The 18,653-nt window shown below is 73.2% G+C and carries 16 protein-coding genes and 1 pseudogene; 6 read left to right on the top strand and 11 right to left on the bottom strand.

The genetic code is table 11. The features are described 5' to 3' along the window. Window positions 1-118 precede the first annotated feature (118 nt). The 6 genes and pseudogenes from ACH4SE_RS28200 to ACH4SE_RS28175 form a co-directional block, all read right to left on the bottom strand. Window positions 119-2,257: a SpoIIE family protein phosphatase gene (locus tag ACH4SE_RS28200; protein ID WP_398546304.1), complete on the bottom strand. Its 2,139-nt coding sequence runs from the start codon at window positions 2,255-2,257 to the stop codon at window positions 119-121. Window positions 2,258-2,365: 108 nt separating this feature from the next. Beyond that, complete coding sequence (locus ACH4SE_RS28195; RefSeq protein WP_398546373.1) at window positions 2,366-3,058, bottom strand: class I SAM-dependent DNA methyltransferase; 693 nt, start codon at window positions 3,056-3,058, stop codon at window positions 2,366-2,368. 517 nt (window positions 3,059-3,575) lie between these two features. Next, window positions 3,576-4,262, bottom strand: a pseudogene (locus ACH4SE_RS28190) (DUF402 domain-containing protein); the annotation flags it as partial. A 23-nt stretch (window positions 4,263-4,285) separates the two neighbouring features. Beyond that, window positions 4,286-5,695, bottom strand: a complete 1,410-nt coding sequence (locus ACH4SE_RS28185) for a class II fumarate hydratase (RefSeq protein ID WP_398546303.1) — start codon at window positions 5,693-5,695, stop codon at window positions 4,286-4,288. A gap of 93 nt (window positions 5,696-5,788) precedes the next feature. Continuing rightward, window positions 5,789-6,682, bottom strand: coding sequence for a YhjD/YihY/BrkB family envelope integrity protein (locus tag ACH4SE_RS28180; protein ID WP_398546302.1), 894 nt, complete (start codon window positions 6,680-6,682; stop codon window positions 5,789-5,791). A 138-nt stretch (window positions 6,683-6,820) separates the two neighbouring features. Next, entirely contained in the window at window positions 6,821-8,476 is a 1,656-nt protein-coding gene (locus ACH4SE_RS28175; RefSeq protein ID WP_398546301.1) for a fumarate hydratase, read from the bottom strand. Window positions 8,477-8,675: 199 nt separating this feature from the next. Between ACH4SE_RS28175 and ACH4SE_RS28170 the strand changes: the two genes are divergently transcribed. After that, window positions 8,676-9,401, top strand: a complete 726-nt coding sequence (locus tag ACH4SE_RS28170) for a DUF1707 domain-containing protein (protein ID WP_398546300.1) — start codon at window positions 8,676-8,678, stop codon at window positions 9,399-9,401. Between the two features lie 265 nt (window positions 9,402-9,666). Next, window positions 9,667-10,020: a WhiB family transcriptional regulator gene (locus ACH4SE_RS28165; protein WP_398546299.1), complete on the top strand. Its 354-nt coding sequence runs from the start codon at window positions 9,667-9,669 to the stop codon at window positions 10,018-10,020. 90 nt (window positions 10,021-10,110) lie between these two features. Here ACH4SE_RS28165 and glpX read toward each other — a convergent pair whose 3' ends face one another. Then, on the bottom strand, window positions 10,111-11,151 hold the full coding sequence (gene glpX, locus ACH4SE_RS28160; protein ID WP_398546298.1) for a class II fructose-bisphosphatase: 1,041 nt from the start codon (window positions 11,149-11,151) through the stop codon (window positions 10,111-10,113). Window positions 11,152-11,347: 196 nt separating this feature from the next. On the opposite strand from glpX, the gene ACH4SE_RS28155 reads away from it, so the two are divergent. Then, entirely contained in the window at window positions 11,348-11,896 is a 549-nt protein-coding gene (locus ACH4SE_RS28155; RefSeq protein ID WP_398546297.1) for a DUF4245 domain-containing protein, read from the top strand. Window positions 11,897-11,983: 87 nt separating this feature from the next. Here the strand turns inward: ACH4SE_RS28155 and ACH4SE_RS28150 are convergent, their stop codons facing one another. From ACH4SE_RS28150 to xseA, 3 genes are read right to left on the bottom strand one after another with little or no spacing between them, the layout of a single operon-like run. Further along, a complete protein-coding gene (locus tag ACH4SE_RS28150) occupies window positions 11,984-12,682 on the bottom strand; it encodes a malonic semialdehyde reductase (protein WP_398546296.1) in 699 nt (232 codons plus the stop codon). Window positions 12,683-12,738: 56 nt separating this feature from the next. Beyond that, window positions 12,739-13,020 carry an exodeoxyribonuclease VII small subunit gene (locus ACH4SE_RS28145; RefSeq protein ID WP_398546295.1) on the bottom strand — a complete coding sequence of 94 codons (282 nt, stop codon included), beginning with the start codon at window positions 13,018-13,020 and terminating at the stop codon, window positions 12,739-12,741. Window positions 13,021-13,075: 55 nt separating this feature from the next. Next, window positions 13,076-14,290: an exodeoxyribonuclease VII large subunit gene (gene xseA / locus ACH4SE_RS28140; RefSeq protein WP_398546294.1), complete on the bottom strand. Its 1,215-nt coding sequence runs from the start codon at window positions 14,288-14,290 to the stop codon at window positions 13,076-13,078. Between the two features lie 125 nt (window positions 14,291-14,415). Between xseA and ACH4SE_RS28135 the strand changes: the two genes are divergently transcribed. Then, window positions 14,416-15,396 (top strand): 4-hydroxy-3-methylbut-2-enyl diphosphate reductase, encoded by a 981-nt coding sequence (locus tag ACH4SE_RS28135; protein ID WP_398546293.1) that lies wholly within the window; start codon window positions 14,416-14,418, stop codon window positions 15,394-15,396. A gap of 108 nt (window positions 15,397-15,504) precedes the next feature. Further along, window positions 15,505-16,248, top strand: a complete 744-nt coding sequence (gene ppgK, locus ACH4SE_RS28130) for a polyphosphate--glucose phosphotransferase (RefSeq protein WP_398546292.1) — start codon at window positions 15,505-15,507, stop codon at window positions 16,246-16,248. Here the strand turns inward: ppgK and ACH4SE_RS28125 are convergent. Next, entirely contained in the window at window positions 16,169-16,813 is a 645-nt protein-coding gene (locus tag ACH4SE_RS28125) for a DUF6542 domain-containing protein (protein WP_398546291.1), read from the bottom strand. The genes ppgK and ACH4SE_RS28125 overlap by 80 nt on opposite strands. Window positions 16,814-16,996: 183 nt before the next feature. On the opposite strand from ACH4SE_RS28125, the gene ychF reads away from it, so the two are divergent. Next, window positions 16,997-18,085 carry a redox-regulated ATPase YchF gene (gene ychF / locus ACH4SE_RS28120; RefSeq protein ID WP_398546290.1) on the top strand — a complete coding sequence of 363 codons (1,089 nt, stop codon included), beginning with the start codon at window positions 16,997-16,999 and terminating at the stop codon, window positions 18,083-18,085. The last annotated feature ends 568 nt before the right edge of the window (window positions 18,086-18,653 follow it).

Below are 18,653 nucleotides of genomic sequence, written 5' to 3'. Positions count from 1 at the left end.
ACGCACATCTGCCGCGTTGTCGTCGGTCGGCAACGCTCCGCGTTGCCTCCCTCCTCCGCCTTGCATCTGCACGCACCGGACCCCGCTCCTTCCTCCACGGAGATCCAAACGACACGCCCTAGAGGGGGAGCTCGAACCACACCACCTTGCCCGCGCCCAGGCGGGTGGCGCCCCAGCGCTGGGCCATGCGGTTGACGAGGTAGAGGCCGCGGCCGCCCTCCTCCTCGGGGGCGGCGTGACGCATCCGGGGAAGGAGCGGGGCGTCGTCGCCGACCTCGCAGCGCAGCACGTCGGTGCGCAGCAGCCGCAGGGTGATGGGGCGTTCGGCGTACCGTACGGCGTTGGTGACGATCTCGCTCACCAGCAGCTCGGCCGCCTCCAGCTGGTCCTCCAGGTCCCAGCGCCGCAGCGCCTGGCGGACCAGGCGGCGGGCCCGGCCGGGGGTCTGGGGCTGCGGCTCCAGGAACCAGTAGGCGACGTCGCTCGGCGCGATGCCGTCGAAGCGGGCGGCGAGCAGCGCGATGTCGTCGTCCCGGTCGCCGGGGCCGAGGATCTCCAGCACCTCGTCGCACAGCGGCTCCAGCGGCGGCGGCGAGACGACGGACGCGGCGTCGTGCAGCCGTTCGCGCAGCAGCTCGATGCCGGCCCAGACGTCGCGGGAGCGCGACTCGACCAGTCCGTCGGTGTAGAGCAGGAGCGTGGCGCCGGCCGGCGCGGGCAGCTCGACGGCCTCGAACGGCACCCCGCCGACGCCGATGGGCGCGCCCGGCGGGACGCGCAGCACCTCGGCGAGGCCGTCGGCGTGCAGCAGCACCGGCGGCGGGTGGCCCGCGTTGGCCACGACCAGGCGGTGCGCGATCGGGTCGTAGACGGCGTAGACGCAGGTGGCCATGCGGTCCTGGCCGAGCCGCTGGGCCTGCTCGTCGAGGTGGTAGAGCACCTCCTGCGGGGCGAGGTCCAGGCCCGCCAGCGTCTGGACGGTGGTGCGGAGCTGGCCCATGATCGCCGCGGAGGTCATGGAGTGGCCCATGACGTCGCCGACGACGAGCGCGACCCGGCTGCCGGGCAGCGGGATCGCGTCGTACCAGTCGCCGCCGACCCGGGCGGACTCCGCCGCCGGCAGGTAGCGGCTGGCCAGCTGCACACCGGTGGGCTGCGGCAGCGAGTCCGGGAGCATCTCGCGCTGCAGCGCGTCGGCGATGTACGCCTCGCGCCCGTACAGCACGGCCTTGTCGACGCCGAGCGCGGTGTGCGTGGCGAGCTGCGCGGCCACCAGCAGGTCGTCGGTCTCGAAGGGGCTGCGCTCGACGCGCCGCAGCAGCACCGCCGCGCCGATCACCCGGCGGCGGCCGCGCAGCGGCGCGAGCAGCGCGCGGCGGCCGGTGGGCAGCGCGCCCGGTTCGTCCTGCGGGATGCCGAGCAGCTCGGCGAGCGCGTCGGCGGCGCGCAGCGAGTCGGCGAAGACCGGGCGCACCCCGCGCAGTACCTCCGCGAGCGGCCCGTCCAGCAGCACGCCGATGGAGTCCCCGGCGCCGCCGTAGGAGGGGTCCAGCGTGGGTACGAGCGACGGCAGCAGCGGCGCGGCGCCGACCGGCTGGTCGTCGTCGGGTTCGGCGGGGCCTTCCAGTCCGCCGTCCGAGCGGCGCAGCCGCAGCCGCAGCGGGCCGGAGGGGCGCTCGTCGCCCACCGGCAGCGGTTCGCGCAGGTAGACCAGGATCGCGTCGGCGAAGGCCGGCACCGCCGAGCGGCACAGGCCGAGCAGGATCTCGTCGAGGTCGACACCGCGGGCGATCCGCCGGGTGGCGGCGCCGACGTAGCGCAGCCGGTCCGCCTCGGGCCCGGTCTGCGCGGGCATCGGGATGCGCATTCCGCCCGACTCCTCGTCCGCGGGGTGGCCGGCCGCTTCGACGGGGGTGCCGCGCGGCGGGGTGCTCACGAAGGCGTTCAGCGACTCCCCGCCGGTCCGCGGCGCGGTGGGCGGCTCGCCGCCGGGGTCGTCCGGCTCGGCGCCCGTGCCGGGCCGGTCGTGGTCGCGGTGCCCGGGCGCGTCCTGCGGCAGCGGGCGCGGGCGGGCGGGGGCCTCGGGCGCCGGGTCGGTGCGCGGGTCGCCGCAGGATCCGGCGCGGGGCCCGGTACGGGGTCCGGTGCGCGGCTCCGCCGCCTCGTCGGCCGGCTTCTCGGGCAGGCCGTAGCCGCCGCGCGGGTCCGGCGCAGGCGCGGCGGGGTGCCGGGGTGGGCGGGGCGGGTCCGTGGTCACGCGAGTTGTTCCATCCGTCTGGGCGCCACGCGAGGGCCGCGGCGGGCTCGTGATCGGTACTGGCGTTCCTGGCTGCGTGTGGAGGACGTCCTGGGTGTGGGCGTGGTTTCACACCCGCCGGCAGCAGAGGTAGATCTGCCGCTCGGGCGGTACGTCCGTGGTGGCCGGCGCGTACGTGTACGCATCCTCCTTGATCACCTCGAAGCCCGCGTCGGTGACGATCTCCCGCAGGTCGTCCTGCAGGTAGCCGGACACCCGGATGGTGTGGCCGAGGAAGGGGATGGGCACGTCGTCGACGTCCGCCTCGACCATGGACAGCGCCAGCAGGCCGCCGGGGGCGAGCAGCGCGTGGACGGCCCGCAGCGTCTCCGGGATCTCGGAGCGGCGCAGCATCAGCAGCGAGAAGAAGGCGGCGACGCCGTCGAAGCCGCCCGGCTCCAGCGGCGGCCCGGGCGGCAGGTGGGCGATGTCGGCCTGGAGGTACTCGCCTTCCGGAACGTTGCGGCGGGCCAGCTCCAGTATCCCGGCGGACAGGTCCACCCCGACGACGTGGTGGCCCGCGTCGACGAGCTGGCGGGCGGTCGGCATGCCCGTACCGCAGCCGAGGTCCAGCACCCGGGAGCCGGCCGGCAGCGCGCCGGCCAGCCACTCGCCGGCCTCCAGCTGGCTCGACTTGGTGGGGAAGGCCTCGTCGTAGCGGTCGCCGATCGCGTCGAAGGCCTCGGCCTGCTCGGCGCGGCCCCACGGCCGGTCGTCGGGCGGTACGCCGTCCGGTACGGCGTCGTCGTCGAAGCCGGCCAGCCCTTCGAGCGCGTCGAGCCCGTCCGTGCCGCCGGAAGCGTCCCCGCCGTCCTCACCCTCCGCACCCTCGGAGCCGGCCGCGCCGGGGTCGGCGGGGTCCGGTCCGGCAGGGTCCGCCGGGGTGCTGTGCGTGCTCCCGTGCCCGTTCGGCACGGCGCGCTCCTCGCCGCCGCTTCCCACTGCTCAGGGCCTCCCTGACTGGTCTTCCGTTGGTGCCGGGCCGTCCGGGGCAGGACCCCGGAAGGATACGGAGCCCGGCGTCCACCGGGCGTACTGGTGACGCGGCGTCAAACTCTAGGCTGAGATCGGCGTTTCTGCGATGCTCCGGAGAACGATCCTACGGTTGCCGCTCGGGGGTGCAACAAGGGGTTCACGCCGATCGTCTCGCCCGCCGGACGGGAATTCCCCGGCCGGCGGGAACGCCGGGCCCGCCGGTGCCGCCCGCCGCTGCGGAGCCGCCGGGCGCGTCCGGAGCAGCGGGCCGAGCGGGCGCGGCGGACCCGCCCGCGGCACCGGCCGCGGGCTCGCGGGCCCAGTCCTCGGGCAGCGCGGGAACGGGCCAGGACGGGTCGGGCCGCCAGTCGGGCCAGGGGTCGCGGAAGGGCGGGCCCCACGCCCGGATGGCCTCGACCGCGCGCCGCCCGTCCTGCCGGACCTGCGCGGCGAGCGCGGGCGGCATGAGCCCGTCCGTCTGCGCCTGCGCGAATTCGTCCTCGTCCAGCCAGCGCCAGGCGCGGTCCTGGCGCACCGCGATGTCCAGGAAGTGGTCGACCGAATCCACGCCGTCGGACCAGCGGTGCAGCGGCCGTTCGAGGTTCACGTACCAGTTGCGGAAGTGCCAGTCGGCGTCCCAGAACAGCCAGACCGACCACGGCTCACCCGGACGGGCGAGTTTCAGCACGCCGCTGCCCCACCACTTCTCCACCCGGGTGGTGCGCGGCTTGACGTAGCGGGTCGCGAGCGGCTCGCGGTGCACGGGGGTGCCGTCCGCGAGCACCGGGCGCACCACCGGGGTGCCGGGCGCCATCCACACCGCGAGGAGGTCCGGGTCGTCGCGCACCACCGTGACCGGGCGCGCGATGTGGAAGCCGTCCTCCGTGCCGTTGCCCCGGTAGCGCCACAGCACCTGGTCACCGGGCGCCCAGCGGCCCCCGTTCGGGTCTCCTGCCGGGGTCGCCGCCCCGTCCTCGGTTCGGGCTGTCATGAACAGATCTTACGAACCAGGCGTTACGGGCGTGTCATACGCAACACGTCGAGTGCGGAGTCGAGCTGCTCCTCCGTCAGCAGCCCGCGCTCGACGTAGCCGCCGTCCAGCACCGCCTGCCGGATCGTGATGCGCTCGGCGAGCGCGCGCTTGGCCACCTTCGCCGCCTCCTCGTAGCCGATGTACCTGTTCAGCGGGGTCACGACGGACGGCGACGACTCCGCGTACTCGCGGGCCCGCCCGGTGTCCGCGGTGATGCCGTCGACCGTGCGGTCGGCCAGCAGCCGGCTGACGTTCGCCAGCAGCCGCACCGACTCCAGCACGTTGCGCGCGATGACCGGCATCATCACGTTCAGCTCGAAGTTGCCCGCGGCGCCCGCGACCGTGACCGTCGTGTCGTTGCCGATCACCTGCGCGGCCACCATGAGCACCGCCTCCGGGACCACCGGGTTGACCTTGCCCGGCATGATCGACGAGCCCGGCTGGAGGTCCGGCAGCGTGATCTCCGCCAGGCCCGTACGCGGTCCCGACGCCATCCAGCGCAGGTCGTTCGCGATCTTCGTGAGGCCCACCGCGATCGTCCGCAGCTGCCCGGAGGTCTCCACGACGCCGTCCCGCGCGCCCTGCGCCTCGAAGTGGTCGCGCGCCTCGGTCAGCGGCAGCCCGGTGGCGCGCGCGACCTCAGCGATCACCGCGGCCGCGAAGCCGGGCGGGGTGTTGATGCCGGTGCCGACCGCGGTGCCGCCGAGCGGCAGCTCCGCCAGCCGGGGCAGCGACGCGTTCAGCCGCTCGATCCCGTAGCGCACCTGGGCGGCGTAGCCGCCGAACTCCTGGCCGAGTGTCACGGGCGTGGCGTCCATCAGATGGGTGCGCCCGGATTTCACCACGTCCGCGAACTCCGCTGCCTTGCCCTCCAGCGATTCGGCCAGGCGGGTGAGCGCGGGGATCAGGTCGCCGGTCACGGCGGCGGTCGCGGCGATGTGCAGCGAGGAAGGGAAGACGTCGTTGGAGGACTGGCTGGCGTTGACGTGGTCGTTCGGGTGCACCGGCCGGCCCAGCCGCTCGGTCGCCAGCGTCGCGATGACCTCGTTGGCGTTCATGTTCGAGGAGGTGCCCGAGCCGGTCTGGAAGACGTCCACCGGGAAGTGCGCGTCCCAGCGTCCCTCCGCGACCTCCTCGGCCGCCGCCGCGACGGCCGCGGCCACGTCCTCGTCCAGCACGCCGAGCGCCGCGTTGACCCGTGCCGCGGCCGCCTTGACCTGGGCCAGCGCCGCGATGTGGGCGCGCTCCAGGGGGCGCCCGGAGACGGGGAAGTTCTCCACCGCCCGCTGCGTCTGCGCCCGCCACTTCGCCGCCGCGGGCACCCGCACCTCGCCCATGGAGTCGTGCTCGACCCGGTAGCCCTCCGCGCCGTCCGTCCCTTGTACGTCCATGACTACTACAGTGCCCCGTCCGGGGGCTTTGTTCCCGCCGTCCGGTGCGTACGCGGCGGCCCCGCGCCGGGGCGCCCGCGCCGGAGGTACCGCTCAGTCGATCGCGCCGCCCGCGCCGTCGGAGCGCCAGCGGACGCCGGGCGCGACCTCCTCCGGCTCCTCCAGCCAGCCCTCCTGCCGGGGCCGGGGGATCTCGGCGCCGCGCCGCAGGATCCGCACGTCCCGCAGGTGCCGTCCCAGCAGGGCGCCGCCGAAGACCACGAAGCCCACGCCGACCAGCCACGTCACGACGGTCAGGACGGTGCCGACGGGGCCGTACGCGTCACCGTTGCTCACCATGAGCTGTGCGAAGAACAGGTGCGAGAAGATCCGCAGGCCGGCCAGCCCCAGCATGGTGAAGACCGCCCCCGGCAGTGCCGTGCGCATCCGTACCGCCCCGTACAGCAGGAAGCTCTGGCCCCAGGCGAAGAAGACGACCCCGAGGACGAAGGTGGCCGCGATCCGGGCGCCGCGCTCGGCCAGGTTGCTGCCCATCGCCGCGGCGCTCTGCGACTCGCCGAAGAGGTACGCCGTCAGCACCACGAGCCAGACCGTGCGCCGGTAGTCGCGGTGCCACGGTCCCGACGGCTGGTCCCAGATCTTCCGGTAGCCGGTCTCCACGCTCGCCACGAAGGACAGCCCGAAGTACGCGAGCGACGCCAGGCTCCACGCGCTGGTGGCGCTCAGCACCGTGTTCGGCGCGGCGAAGAGGGTGCGCAGCCGGTGCGAGCCGTCCGGGGTGAGGCCCATGCCGTCCACGACCCACTGCGCGAAGCCCGGGCGGTTCTCCCACGGCGTCGCGGCGGCGACCACCACCAGCAGCGGCATGAGCGTCACGAAGCCCAGTGCGGCGAAGCCCATCGAACGGTGCATCAGCTCGATGTGCATCGCCTGCTTCGTCAGCCGCCCGGCCGCGGACCGCCTCCACGCGTTCATCACACCGGCCATGGCACGTCATCCTCCCAGCGTCCTGCGCTGTGGATACCGGCCCGCCTGCCCTGAACGCAACTCGGCCGCCACCGCTACCCCATACGCCCCGTTTCGCGGGGCGAACGTCGCACGGTGGCGGCCGAACACCCGTGGCGCTCAGGCCCCCTGACGCACCGGGATGCTGGTGAAGGTGGGGGCGGGCGCCGGGTCGGTGAAGAAGTCGTTGCCCTTGTCGTCGACGACGATGAAGGCCGGGAAGTCCTCGACCTCGATCTTCCACACCGCTTCCATGCCCAGCTCGGCGTATTCCAGGACGTCGACCTTCTTGATGCAGTCCTGTGCGAGACGGGCCGCCGGGCCGCCGATCGAGCCGAGGTAGAAGCCGCCGTGCGCGGCGCACGCGTCGGTGACCTGCCGGGAGCGGTTGCCCTTGGCGAGCATCACGAAGGAGCCGCCCGCCGCCTGGAACTGCTGCACGTACGCGTCCATGCGGCCGGCCGTGGTCGGGCCGAAGGAGCCGGAGGCGTAGCCCTCGGGGGTCTTGGCCGGGCCTGCGTAGTAGACGGCGTGGTCGCGCAGGTACTGCGGCATCTCCTCGCCCGCGTCCAGCCGCTCCTTGATCTTGGCGTGCGCGATGTCGCGCGCGACGACCAGCGGGCCGGACAGCGAGAGGCGGGTCTTGACGGGGTACTTGGTCAGCTCCGCCCGGATCTCGTCCATCGGCCGGTTGAGGTCGATGCGGACGACGTCCTCGTCGAGGTGCTCGTCGGTGGTCTCGGGCAGGAAGCGCGCCGGGTCGGTCTCCAGCTGCTCCAGGAAGACCCCCTCCGCGGTGATCTTGGCGAGGGCCTGCCGGTCGGCCGAGCAGGACACCGCGATCGCGACCGGGCAGGAAGCGCCGTGCCGCGGCAGCCGCACCACGCGCACGTCGTGGCAGAAGTACTTGCCGCCGAACTGCGCCCCGATACCGATCTTCTGCGTCAGCTCGAAGACCTTCTGCTCCAGCTCCTTGTCGCGGAAGCCGTGCCCGGCGGGCGACCCCTCGGCGGGCAGCTCGTCCAGGTAGTGCGCCGAGGCGTACTTGGCGGTCTTGAGCGCGAATTCCGCGCTGGTGCCGCCCACCACGATCGCCAGGTGGTACGGCGGGCAGGCCGCGGTGCCCAGCGAGCGGATCTTCTCCTCCAGGAAGCGCATCATCGACGCCTCGTTGAGGACGGCCTTCGTCTCCTGGTAGAGGAAGGACTTGTTGGCGCTGCCGCCGCCCTTGGCCATGAAGAGGAACTTGTACGCGCCGCCGTCGGTCGCGTACAGCTCGATCTGTGCGGGGAGGTTGGAGCCGGTGTTCCTCTCCTCCCACATCGTCAGCGGCGCCATCTGCGAGTAGCGCAGGTTGAGCCGGGTGTAGGCGTCGTAGATGCCGCGCGAGAGGGCCTCCTCGTCGCCGCCCGCGGTCAGCACGTTCTGGCCGCGCTTGCCCATGACGATCGCGGTGCCGGTGTCCTGGCACATTGGGAGCACGCCGGCCGCCGCGATGTTGGCGTTCTTGAGCAGGTCGAGCGCCACGAAGCGGTCGTTGGGGCTGGCCTCGGGGTCGTCGAGGATGCGGCGCAGCTGGGCAAGGTGCGCGGGGCGCAGGTAGTGCGAGATGTCGTGCATCGCCTCGGCCGCGAGCCGGCGCAGCGCCTCGGGCTCGACCTGGAGGAAGGTGCGCCCGCCCGCCTCGACGGTGCTCACGCCCTCGCTGGTGATGAGGCGGTACGGGGTGGTGTCCTCGCCGAGAGGGAGCAGATCCGTGTATTCGAAGTCGGGCATATCGGGCATTCCTCATTCGGCTGCGTCGTCGCTGAAGCGCTTCCAGCATACGAGCGCCCCCGTTGCCCTCCCGCTGTGAGGTCCCGCTCACCCCGAGATCCGGAGCCTTCGCGGGCGCCGTCCCCTAGGGGGCGGATGGGGGGCGGCTCCGGCTTTCCCGGGGTGGTCGCGATCTATCGCGTCCTTGTAGCGTGGCCGTGTGGACGAATCCCAGCTCCAGAAGCCCGGACAGCAGCCGGCGGACGCCGCCGAGACCGCCGTGGCACCCGCCGCCGCACCGGCCGCCCCGGCCCCGGCGCCGGTCACGGCGGCCGGCGGCCTGCGGGCGTCCGACGCCGACCGGGACCGTGTCGCCGACATCCTGCGCGAGGCGCTCGCCGAGGGCCGGCTCGACTCGTCCGAGCACTCCGAGCGGCTGGACCGGCTCTACGCCGCCAAGACCATGGGCGAACTGGAGCCGCTCGTCGCCGATCTGCCCGCCGGCGCCGCCCACCCGGCCGCGGCCCCGGCGGCCGCCCCGCGCGGCTACGCCGACGGCGGCGGCGAGAACCCGAACCTGGTCGGCATCCTCGGCGGCGCCGAGCGCAAGGGCCGCTGGCGCGTCGGGCACAAGATCACCGCGGTGGCGATCATGGGCGGGGTCGACATCGACCTGTCCGAGGCGACCTTCACCTCGCCCGAACTCGTCATCCACTGCACCGCCGTGATGGGCGGCGTCACGATCAAGCTGCCGGAGAACGTGACGCTCCGCGGCGGCGGCGTCATCGGCATCATGGGCGGCTCCGACATCAAGGCGTACGAGTCCCCCGACCCCGGCGCGCCCGTCGTGCGGGTCGACGGGGTGGCGTTCTGGGGCGGCGTCGAGGCCAAGGCCAAGCGCGGCAAGAAGGTCAAGGACTGGACGAAGGGGCAGCTCGCCGGCTGAGGAGCCGGGCGCGCCCCACTCGCGCCCGCGGCTCCGGGGCGCGGGTGGTGCGTGTGTACGCCACCGGTGCTGCGTGTTCACGCCAACTCCAGGTCAGCGGGGGTGCCGTGGCGTGCGCGCAGACGAACACGGTGCGCATGAAGTCGCGTACAGCGGGTAGGGGAACGGGACACGCAGCCGCGCTGCCGCTGTCGTACGCCGCGCACGGGGAGCAGTCGGCGGGCGTCAGGCGTGGCACACCACGAGCCGTCGTCAGGAGTATCCCGTGCTTCAACCGATCGAGCCCGTCACGGAACCGACCACTCCACCGGGTCACCCGCGTGACCTGGGCGGGCCCTGGCACTCCGACGCGGCGTGCCGCAGTGACGAGGCCGGACTGTTCTTCGCCCCCTCCAAGGAGCCGACCGCCGCGCGGCTGGCCAGGGAAGAGGCCGCGAAGAGGGTCTGCGCGCGCTGCCCGGTCATGCCGGAGTGCCGCGAGCACGCGCTCGTCCAGCCCGAGCCCTACGGGGTGTGGGGCGGCATGACCGCGGCCGAGCGCCGGGTCGTCCTCGCCCGCAGACGCCGCCGCGAGGTCGAACTCCAGCGCCCGGCGCCGCAGATAGCCGTGGCGGGCTGACCGCCTCGCCGCACGTCCTGCCCGGGCGGCCGCCGGACCGCAGCGGCCGGGTCCGGGCAGGGGGTGCGTGCGGCGGGTGCACGGGAGCGCTCAGCGCGCCCGGTCGAAGTCGATCGTGCTGTACGCGCGCAGCTTGGACAGCTGGTGCACGGAGTCGATCTGCCGGATGGTGCCGGACTTCGAGCGCATCACGAGCGAGGAGGTCGTCGCGGTCTCGCGCCGGTAGCGCACCCCGCGCAGCAGCTCGCCGTCCGTCACGCCGGTCGCGACGAAGAACACGTTCTCGCCGCTGACCAGGTCCGTCGTGGTGAGCACCCGGTCCAGGTCGTGCCCGGCGTCCAGCGCGCGCTGCCGCTCCGCGTCGTCCTTGGGCCACAGCCTGCCCTGGATCGTGCCGCCCAGACACGTCACCGCGCAGGCCGCGATGATGCCCTCGGGCGTGCCGCCGATGCCCAGCAGTATGTCGACGCCGGTCCCTTCGCGTACGGCCATGATCGCGCCCGCCACGTCGCCGTCCGCGATGAACTTGATGCGGGCCCCGGTCTCGCGGATCTCCTTGACGATGCCGTCGTGCCGCGGCCGGTCCAGCACCACCACCGTGACGTCCTCCGGCGCGCTGCCCTTGGCCTTGGCCACCCGGCGGATGTTCACCGACGGCGGCGCGGTGATGTCGACGAACTCCGCCGCCTCGGGGCCGACCACCAGTTTGTCCATGTAGAAGACGGCCGACGGGTCGAACATGGTGCCGCGGTCGGCCACCGCGAGTACCGACACCGCGTTGGGCATGCCCTTGGCGGTCAGCGTGGTGCCGTCGACCGGGTCCACCGCGACGTCGCACTCCGCCCCGGTGCCGTCGCCGACCCGCTCGCCGTTGTAGAGCATCGGCGCCTCGTCCTTCTCGCCTTCGCCGATCACCACCACGCCGTTCATCGACACCGTGTGCACCAGGGTCCGCATGGCTCTGACGGCCGCGCCGTCCGCGCCGTTCTTGTCGCCGCGCCCGACCCACCGCCCGGCGGCCATGGCGGCGGCCTCGGTGACCCGGACCAGCTCCAGGGCGAGGTTGCGGTCGGGTGCCTCGGGTGCCACTTCCAAGGCGGGGGGCAGGTTCTGTCCGTTGTGCTCGGTCATCGCAGCGCACCTTCCTGTACGAGGACGGCCGGTGGTTGAGGGTGCCGCCAACCTACCTGCTGCCCGATAATATGAGCACGGCACCCCACACATGAGCGGATACGCGCCGTGGCCGCCCGGCGGCCCTGCGCGCAGTCTCCGCCCGGCGCCCCACCCGGCGGTCCGGACGCGCCGGGGCATGGGGGACGATAGGGGCGTGGCAGCAGACAAGCGTGGCAACAAGACGGTGAAGGACCTCCTCCTGTCCCTGGCGGTCCTCGCCGTCGTCGTCGCCGTGATCTACCTCTTCGTCCCGCACGACTCGAAGGCCTCGCCGGTCAAGTCGCTCAAGGTCGACTACACCGCCTCGCTGGAGCAGGCCCGGCGCTACGCCCCCTACCCGGTGGCCGCCCCGGAGGGCCTCGGCAAGGAGTGGACGCCCACCTCCGACACCTTCGACGCCACCGACCCGCACAAGGTGACCTGGCACCTCGGGTTCGTCAGCACGGACAAGGAGTACGTCGGCGTCGAGCAGAGCAACGCCGCCGCGGCCGCCTTCATCGCCGAGGTCACCCTCGACGGCAAGCGGCAGGGCGCGGACACCGTCAGCGCCGGCGGCGTGCGGTGGGAGCAGTGGAAGAGCAAGCGCTACACCGCGCTGGTGCACCAGGAGAAGGGGTACACCACGGTGGTGCTCGGCACCGGCCCGCTCGCCCAGATCACCTCGGTGGCCGATCTGGTCCAGGAGCGCGGCGGCCGGAAGTAGGCCGGGAACGGCGAAGCGCCGCCCGCGCGGGGGACGCGGGCGGCGCGGTACATGGGGGCCCGCCGTGCGGCGGGGCCTTCTCGCACGTCAGACGGTGGTGACGACCTGGTCGTAGGCCAGGCGCGGGTTGCGCGGGTACCAGGCGTCCGGGCCCGGCTTGCCGATGTTGACCACGGCCAGCACCGAGTGCTCGCCGTCGGCGAAGAACTCCTTGTTGACGCCCTCGGCGTCGAAGCCGGTCATCGGGCCCGCTGCCAGGCCCGCGGCGCGCACGCCGATGATGAAGTAGCCCACCTGGAGCGCGGCGTTGAGCGCCGCGGAGGCCTCGCGCACCGGCCGCTCGGAGAAGAAGAGGTCCTTGGCCTGCGGGAAGTGCGGGAGGACGGTCGGCAGCTCCTCGTGGAACTCGTAGTCCGCGGCCAGGATCGCCACCAGCGGGGCGGTCGAGGTCTTCGCCTGGTTGCCCTCGGACATGTGCTGCACCAGGCGCTCGCGGGCCTCGGATGAGCGCACCAGGACGACGCGCAGCGGCTGCTGGTTGAAGGCCGTCGGGGCGTACTTGACCAGGTCGTAGATCGCCTGGACCTGCTCGTCGGTCACCGGCTCGTCGGTGAAGGTGTTGGCGGTGCGGGCCTCACGGAAGAGCAGGTCCTGGGCGGCGGGGTCGAGTGCGAGCGTCATGGGGCACCTCTTGGGGGGAGAGTCGTTCTGAGCGGTCGGTACGCATGTCCCGCGGGCGGGACACCGGATCCAACATGTGTGAACACTCAACCATTCCGCGTTCAATTGTGACGGCGGTCACTTTCCCCCGCGCGTGACCATGTGTCCGCCGCCGGCGCGGCTCACCCCTCGCCGTGCTCGTCCCCCGCCCGGCCGGCGTCCCCGGCGCCCCCGTCCCCGGCGTCCGCGGCCTCCTCCGCCGCGAGCGCGGCGTCCAGCCGCCTGCGCGCGCCCTCCAGCCAGTGCCGGCACACCCGCGCCAGCTCCTCGCCCCGCTCCCACAGGGCGAGCGACTCCTCCAGCGTGGCGCCGCCCGCCTCCAGCCGGCGTACGACGTCGATCAGCTCGTCCCGCGCCTGCTCGTAGCCCAGCGCCGCGGTGGTGGTGTCCTGGTCTGCTCCCATGCGCCCAAGACTAGGGGCGCCCGCGGACAGCCCCGTCCCGGCGGGCCTCCCCGCCTCAGCCGTCCGCCGCCACCCGTACCGCGAACTCCCCCTCCGCCACGCGCGCCCGCAGCTCGTCGCCCGCGGCCACCTCCGCCGGGTCGCGGACCGCCGCGCCGTCCGCACGCTGGAGCACCGCGTAGCCGCGGCGCAGCGTCGCGGCGGGGGAGAGGGCGACGACGCGGGCCAGGGTGTGGGAGAGGTCGGCGTCCGCGCGGTCCAGTGCGTGCCGCAGGCAGCGGCGGGCCCGCTCCAGCCGGTCGGCCACCTCCTCCGCCCGCTCGTCGACCATCCGCCCGGGCCGCGCCATCACCGGCCGGCTCAGCGCCGCCGCGAGCCCGCGCTCCTCCCGGTCCAGCAGCCCCCGCACCACCCGCAGCGCGCGGTCGCTGACCAGCCGCACCCGTGCCAGCTCCTCGCGCACGTCGGGCACGACGCGCTTGGCCGCGTCGGTCGGCGTGGAGGCCCGCACGTCGGCGACCAGGTCCAGCAGCGGCGAGTCCGGCTCGTGCCCGATCGCCGACACGACCGGCGTGCCGCACCGCGCCACCGCGCGCACCAGCTGCTCGTCGGAGAAGGGCAGCAGGTCCTCGACGCTGCCGCCGCCGCGTGCCACGACGATGACGTCCACCTCCGGGTGCGCGTCCAGCTCCTGCACCGCCGCGATGACCTGCGGCACGGCGCTCGCGCCCTGCACGGGCACGTTGCGCACCTCGAAGCGGACCGCGGGCCAGCGCAGCCGCGCGTTCTCCCGCACGTCCCGCTCGGCGGCCGAGGCGCGGCCCGTGACCAGGCCGACGAGCTGCGGCAGGAAGGGCAGCGGGCGCTTGCGGTCGGCCGCGAAGAGCCCCTCGCCGGCCAGTTGCCGCTTGAGCCGCTCCAGCCGGGCCAGCAGCTCGCCCACACCCACCGGGCGGATCTCCACCGCGCGCAGCGACAGCGTGCCGCGCGGCCCGTACCACTCCGGCTTGGCGTGCAGCACGACCCGCGCGCCCTCCCCGACCACGTCCGCGACCTGGTCGAAGACGCCGCGGAAGCACGTCACGGTGAGGGAGATGTCGTGCGAGGGGTCGCGCAGCGTCAGGAAGACGACGCCCGCGCCCGGCCGCCTGCTGAGCTGGGTGATCTGCCCCTCGACCCAGACGGCGCCGAGCCGGTCGATCCACCCGCCGATCAGCCGGGACACCTCGCCGACCGGGATCGGCGCTTCCGCCGAGGTGCTGAGAGCCATCCCCCGACCATAGCGCCGCCCTCCGACACCCCGTCCCGCCCGGAGTGCGCGGGAGCGCGGCAGGCGGCGCGCGAAACCCCGAGCGCCCACGTGCCCGCCAAGAGCGCCCCCGTACGATGGTCGGCATGACGACCGAAGCCAGCCGCCGCGTCCTGCTCGCCGCCCCCCGCGGATACTGCGCGGGCGTCGACCGGGCCGTGATCACCGTCGAGAAGGCGCTCGAGCAGTACGGCGCCCCCGTCTACGTGCGCAAGCAGATCGTGCACAACAAGTACGTCGTCCAGACGCTGGAGAAGAAGGGCGCGGTCTTCGTCGACGAGACGGAGGAGGTGCCGGAGGGCTCCATCGTGATCTTCTCCGCGCACGGCGTCGCGCCGGTCGTCCACGAGGAGGCCGGGGCCCGCCGCCTCGCCACGATCGACGCCACCTGCCCGCTGGTGACCAAGGTCCACCGCGAGGCCGTCCGCTACGCCGACTCCGACTACGACATCCTCCTCATCGGCCACGAGGGCCACGAGGAGGTCATCGGCACGATGGGCGAGGCGCCCGAGCGCACCCACCTCGTCGACGGCCCGGCGGACGTCGCCGGGCTCACCGTCCGCGACGAGAACAAGGTCGTGTGGCTCTCCCAGACCACGCTGTCCGTCGACGAGACGATGGAGACGGTCGACGCGCTCAAGGAGCGCTTCCCCAACCTGCTCTCGCCCCCCAGCGACGACATCTGCTACGCCACGCAGAACCGCCAGGTCGCCATCAAGCAGATCGCCGCGGACGCCGACCTCGTGATCGTCGTCGGCTCGCGCAACTCCTCGAACTCGATCCGGCTCGTCGAGGTCGCCCTCCAGGCCGGCGCGGGCGCCGCGCACCTGGTCGACTTCGCCGAGGAGATCGACGAGGCGTGGCTGGAGGGCGTCCGCACGATCGGCGTCACCTCCGGCGCGTCGGTGCCCGAGATCCTGGTCGAAGGCGTCCTGGAATGGCTGGCCGCCCGCGGCTACGGCGACGTGGAGGTCGTCACCTCCACCGAGGAGCACATCCAGTTCTCGCTGCCCAAGGAACTGCGGCGTGATCTGCGTGCGGAGGCCGCGGCCGGGGAAGCCTCGTAAGGACTGCGTGTCTTCCCGTCCGGACCGCGTCCGGCCGATCTGCTGTCCGCCTCCCGCGGGGGGAGCCACAAGAGGTGGGGCCGGCGGCCCGCCTCTAGCCTGGAGGTCATGAACGTGTTCGGTGTGGACATCGGCGGTACGGGCATCAAGGGCGCCCCGGTCGACCTCGACAGGGGCGACCTGGCCGACGCGCGGTACAAGGTGCTCACCCCGCACCCGGCGACCCCCGACGCCGTGATCGAGGGCGTGGCCGAGGTCGTCACGCACTTCGGCTGGTCGGGAGCGCTCGGCGTGACCTTCCCCGGCGTGGTGGTCGACGGCGTGACGCGCACCGCCGCCAACGTCGACAAGGGCTGGATCGGCGTCGACGCGCGCACGGTGCTCAGCGAGCGGCTCGGCCTGCCGGTCGTCGTCATGAACGACGCGGACGCGGCCGGCGTCGCCGAGATGACCTTCGGCGCGGGCCGCGGCCGCGGGGGCACGGTCATCGTGCTCACGCTCGGCACGGGCATCGGCAGCGCCGTCTTCGTCGACGGCCGGCTCGTCCCCAACACCGAGCTCGGCCACCTGGAGCTGCACGGCCACGACGCGGAGTCGCGCGCCTCGGTCAAGGCGCGCGAGGACGAGGACCTGAGCTGGGAGCACTGGGGCCACCGGCTGCGCAAGTACCTCGCGCACGTGGAGATGCTCTTCTCACCGGATCTGTTCGTGCTCGGCGGCGGGGTGAGCCGCAAGGCCGAGAAGTTCCTGCCCTACCTGCACGGGCACGGCCTCAGCGCGGAGATCGTTCCCGCGGAGCTGCAGAACAACGCCGGGATCGTCGGCGCCGCGATGGCAGCCGCAAAGCTCTGACGGCGACGATCACCGCCGCCGCGACGGTGCCGGTGTAGAGCCAGCCGGTCATCAGGGCGAGCCCGGTGAAGAGCCCGAGCAGACGCCCGACGAAGCTCCCGTCGCCGCTGTCGGCGGTCAGCGCGATCCCGACGGCGAAGGCGATCGGCGCCGACGCCGGGGCCGCGACCAGGTCGTACGGGCGTACGTACACCGCCGCGGTCACGCTCACCAGGACGAAGACGACACCGAAGAAGACCCCGGGCCCGTCGAAGAGCAGCGCGTCCAGGGCGCCGGCGAGCACGGTGACCAGGGTCGTGAGCACCCCGGTGCCGAGGCCCGTGAGGCGCGGGCGGGGGCGGCGCAGGGCGCGCAGCCGCCGGACGAGGGCGGCGAGGGCCGCCCTGCGGTTGCCGCTGCCCTCCGGACCGCCGGGTCCGCCGGGTCGCCCGGCCCTCCCGAACCTGCCCGGCCTGCGGGGCCTCCCCGTGCCCCCGCCCGCCGGGCGTGCGGGAGCGGGCCGCGGGGCGACGGGCGCGGGGGCTCCGCCGGCAGGCCCACCCGTGCGCGCACTGTGTTGATCCACCTACTCAGCGTATTTGTATCCCGTCCGGAAATCCGGCAGCGTACGCCGACATTCCCCCGGCTGGGCGCCGCTGTTCGAAGCAGGGGCGGCCGCCCGGCCGGAGCCCCGTAGACTGGCGTCGCGCCCGCCCCGCGGGCGCGCGGCCCGCCAGGGGGCCGCCGCGGATGCAACGGGAAGTCGCCAGTGTCGCTCACCATCGGAATCGTCGGCCTGCCGAACGTCGGCAAGTCGACGCTCTTCAACGCCCTCACCAAGAACGACGTGCTCGCGGCCAACTACCCGTTCGCGACCATCGAGCCCAACGTCGGCGTCGTCGGCGTCCCGGACCCGCGCCTCGACAAGCTCGCCGAGCTGTTCGGCTCCGCCCGCGTGCTGCCCGCCACGGTCGACTTCGTCGACATCGCCGGCATCGTGCGCGGCGCCTCCGAGGGCGAGGGCCTGGGCAACAAGTTCCTGGCGAACATCCGCGAGTCCGACGCGATCTGCCAGGTCATCCGGGCCTTCAAGGACGAGAACGTCGTGCACGTCGACGGCAAGGTCTCGCCGAAGGACGACATCGAGACGATCAACACCGAGCTGATCCTCGCCGACCTCCAGACCATCGAGAAGGTCCTCCCGCGGCTCCAGAAGGAGGCGCGCATCAAGAAGGACGTCGCCCCCAAGGTCGCCGCCGTCGAGGAGGCCCAGACCATCCTGGAGCGCGGGGACACCCTCTTCTCCCAGGGCGTCCTCCAGGGCACCGAGCGCGCCGCCCTCCTGCACGACCTGCACCTGCTCACCACCAAGCCCTTCCTCTACGTCTTCAACGTCGACGAGGACGAGCTGACCGACGACGCCTTCAAGGCGGAGCAGCGCGCCCTGGTCGCCCCGGCCGAGGCCATCTTCCTCAACGCCAAGCTCGAAGCAGAGCTCGCCGAACTCGACGAGGCCGACGCCCTCGAACTCCTCGAATCCGTCGGCGCCACCGAACCCGGCCTCGCCACCCTCGCCCGCGTCGGCTTCGAGACCCTCGGCCTCCAGACCTACCTGACCGCCGGCCCCAAGGAATCCCGCGCCTGGACCATCAAGCGCGGCGCCACCGCCCCCGAGGCCGCCGGCGTCATCCACACCGACTTCCAGAAGGGCTTCATCAAGGCCGAGGTCATCTCCTTCGACGACCTCACCGAAACCGGCTCCGTCGCCGAGGCCCGCGCCAAGGGCAAGGCCCGCATGGAGGGCAAGGACTACGTCATGCAGGACGGCGACGTGGTGGAGTTTCGGTTCAACGTGTAGCGGGCGTCCTTGGGTGGGTTTCGCAAACGTGCAGGTCAGATGGGGCCGGCCCGAGTGGGGGCCGGCCCCGATGGCATGCCGGGCGCTGGATCCGCGCTGGATCCGCGCGGGTTGAATTGACGTCTCGTCACCTGTCGTCATCCGTGGTTATCGGTACGGACGCTGGATCGGCGCTGGATGCCGGGCGGGCGCCCACGTGGTGTCGCCATCCTCTTTCTCCCCGGGAGGGGGGATTGGCAGGGTCCGGTTGGTGCGGCATGCTTCCGTGACCAAGTGATCGGCGCGGCATGTAGGGGGACACTGCGCAGGTTCGAACCCTCGGCGGGGACCCGGAGCATGGGGACGGGCAGAACCGGATGGCGGGGGTGAACTGGAGATCGTCGAGACGGTTCAGCTGAATCAGCCCTGGGCGACCCGTGGGGGTCCACCACCCCACTGCTGGATGATCTGCTCACGGAGGTGTCGGCGTACGTCCTCAGCTCCCCAATTGCGTACGGATGAACGTCCCCAGTTGATGGTTCGCGATCTTGGTCTGGCTGGGACGAGATCACCTCTGCTGTAGGCGGTC

The sequence above is a fragment of the Streptomyces sp. NPDC020983 genome, from assembly GCF_044333485.1.
Lineage (GTDB): Bacteria > Actinomycetota > Actinomycetes > Streptomycetales > Streptomycetaceae > Actinacidiphila.
The sequence above is the reverse complement of the archived record's forward strand: the minus strand, read 5'-3'. Positions and strand labels throughout refer to the sequence as shown.

Bases quoted from the DNA above. Each gene is read 5' to 3' on its own strand.
- ACH4SE_RS28175 (WP_398546301.1), bottom strand. From the start codon at position 8,476: ATGCCCGACTTCGAATACACGGATCTGCTCCCTCTCGGCGAGGACACC.
- ACH4SE_RS28135 (WP_398546293.1), top strand. From the start codon at position 14,416: ATGACGACCGAAGCCAGCCGCCGCGTCCTGCTCGCCGCCCCCCGCGGA.
- xseA (WP_398546294.1), bottom strand. From the start codon at position 14,290: ATGGCTCTCAGCACCTCGGCGGAAGCGCCGATCCCGGTCGGCGAGGTG.
- glpX (WP_398546298.1), bottom strand. From the start codon at position 11,151: ATGACCGAGCACAACGGACAGAACCTGCCCCCCGCCTTGGAAGTGGCA.
- ACH4SE_RS28185 (WP_398546303.1), bottom strand. From the start codon at position 5,695: ATGGACGTACAAGGGACGGACGGCGCGGAGGGCTACCGGGTCGAGCAC.
- ACH4SE_RS28180 (WP_398546302.1), bottom strand. From the start codon at position 6,682: ATGGCCGGTGTGATGAACGCGTGGAGGCGGTCCGCGGCCGGGCGGCTG.
- ppgK (WP_398546292.1), top strand. From the start codon at position 15,505: ATGAACGTGTTCGGTGTGGACATCGGCGGTACGGGCATCAAGGGCGCC.
- ACH4SE_RS28145 (WP_398546295.1), bottom strand. From the start codon at position 13,020: ATGGGAGCAGACCAGGACACCACCACCGCGGCGCTGGGCTACGAGCAG.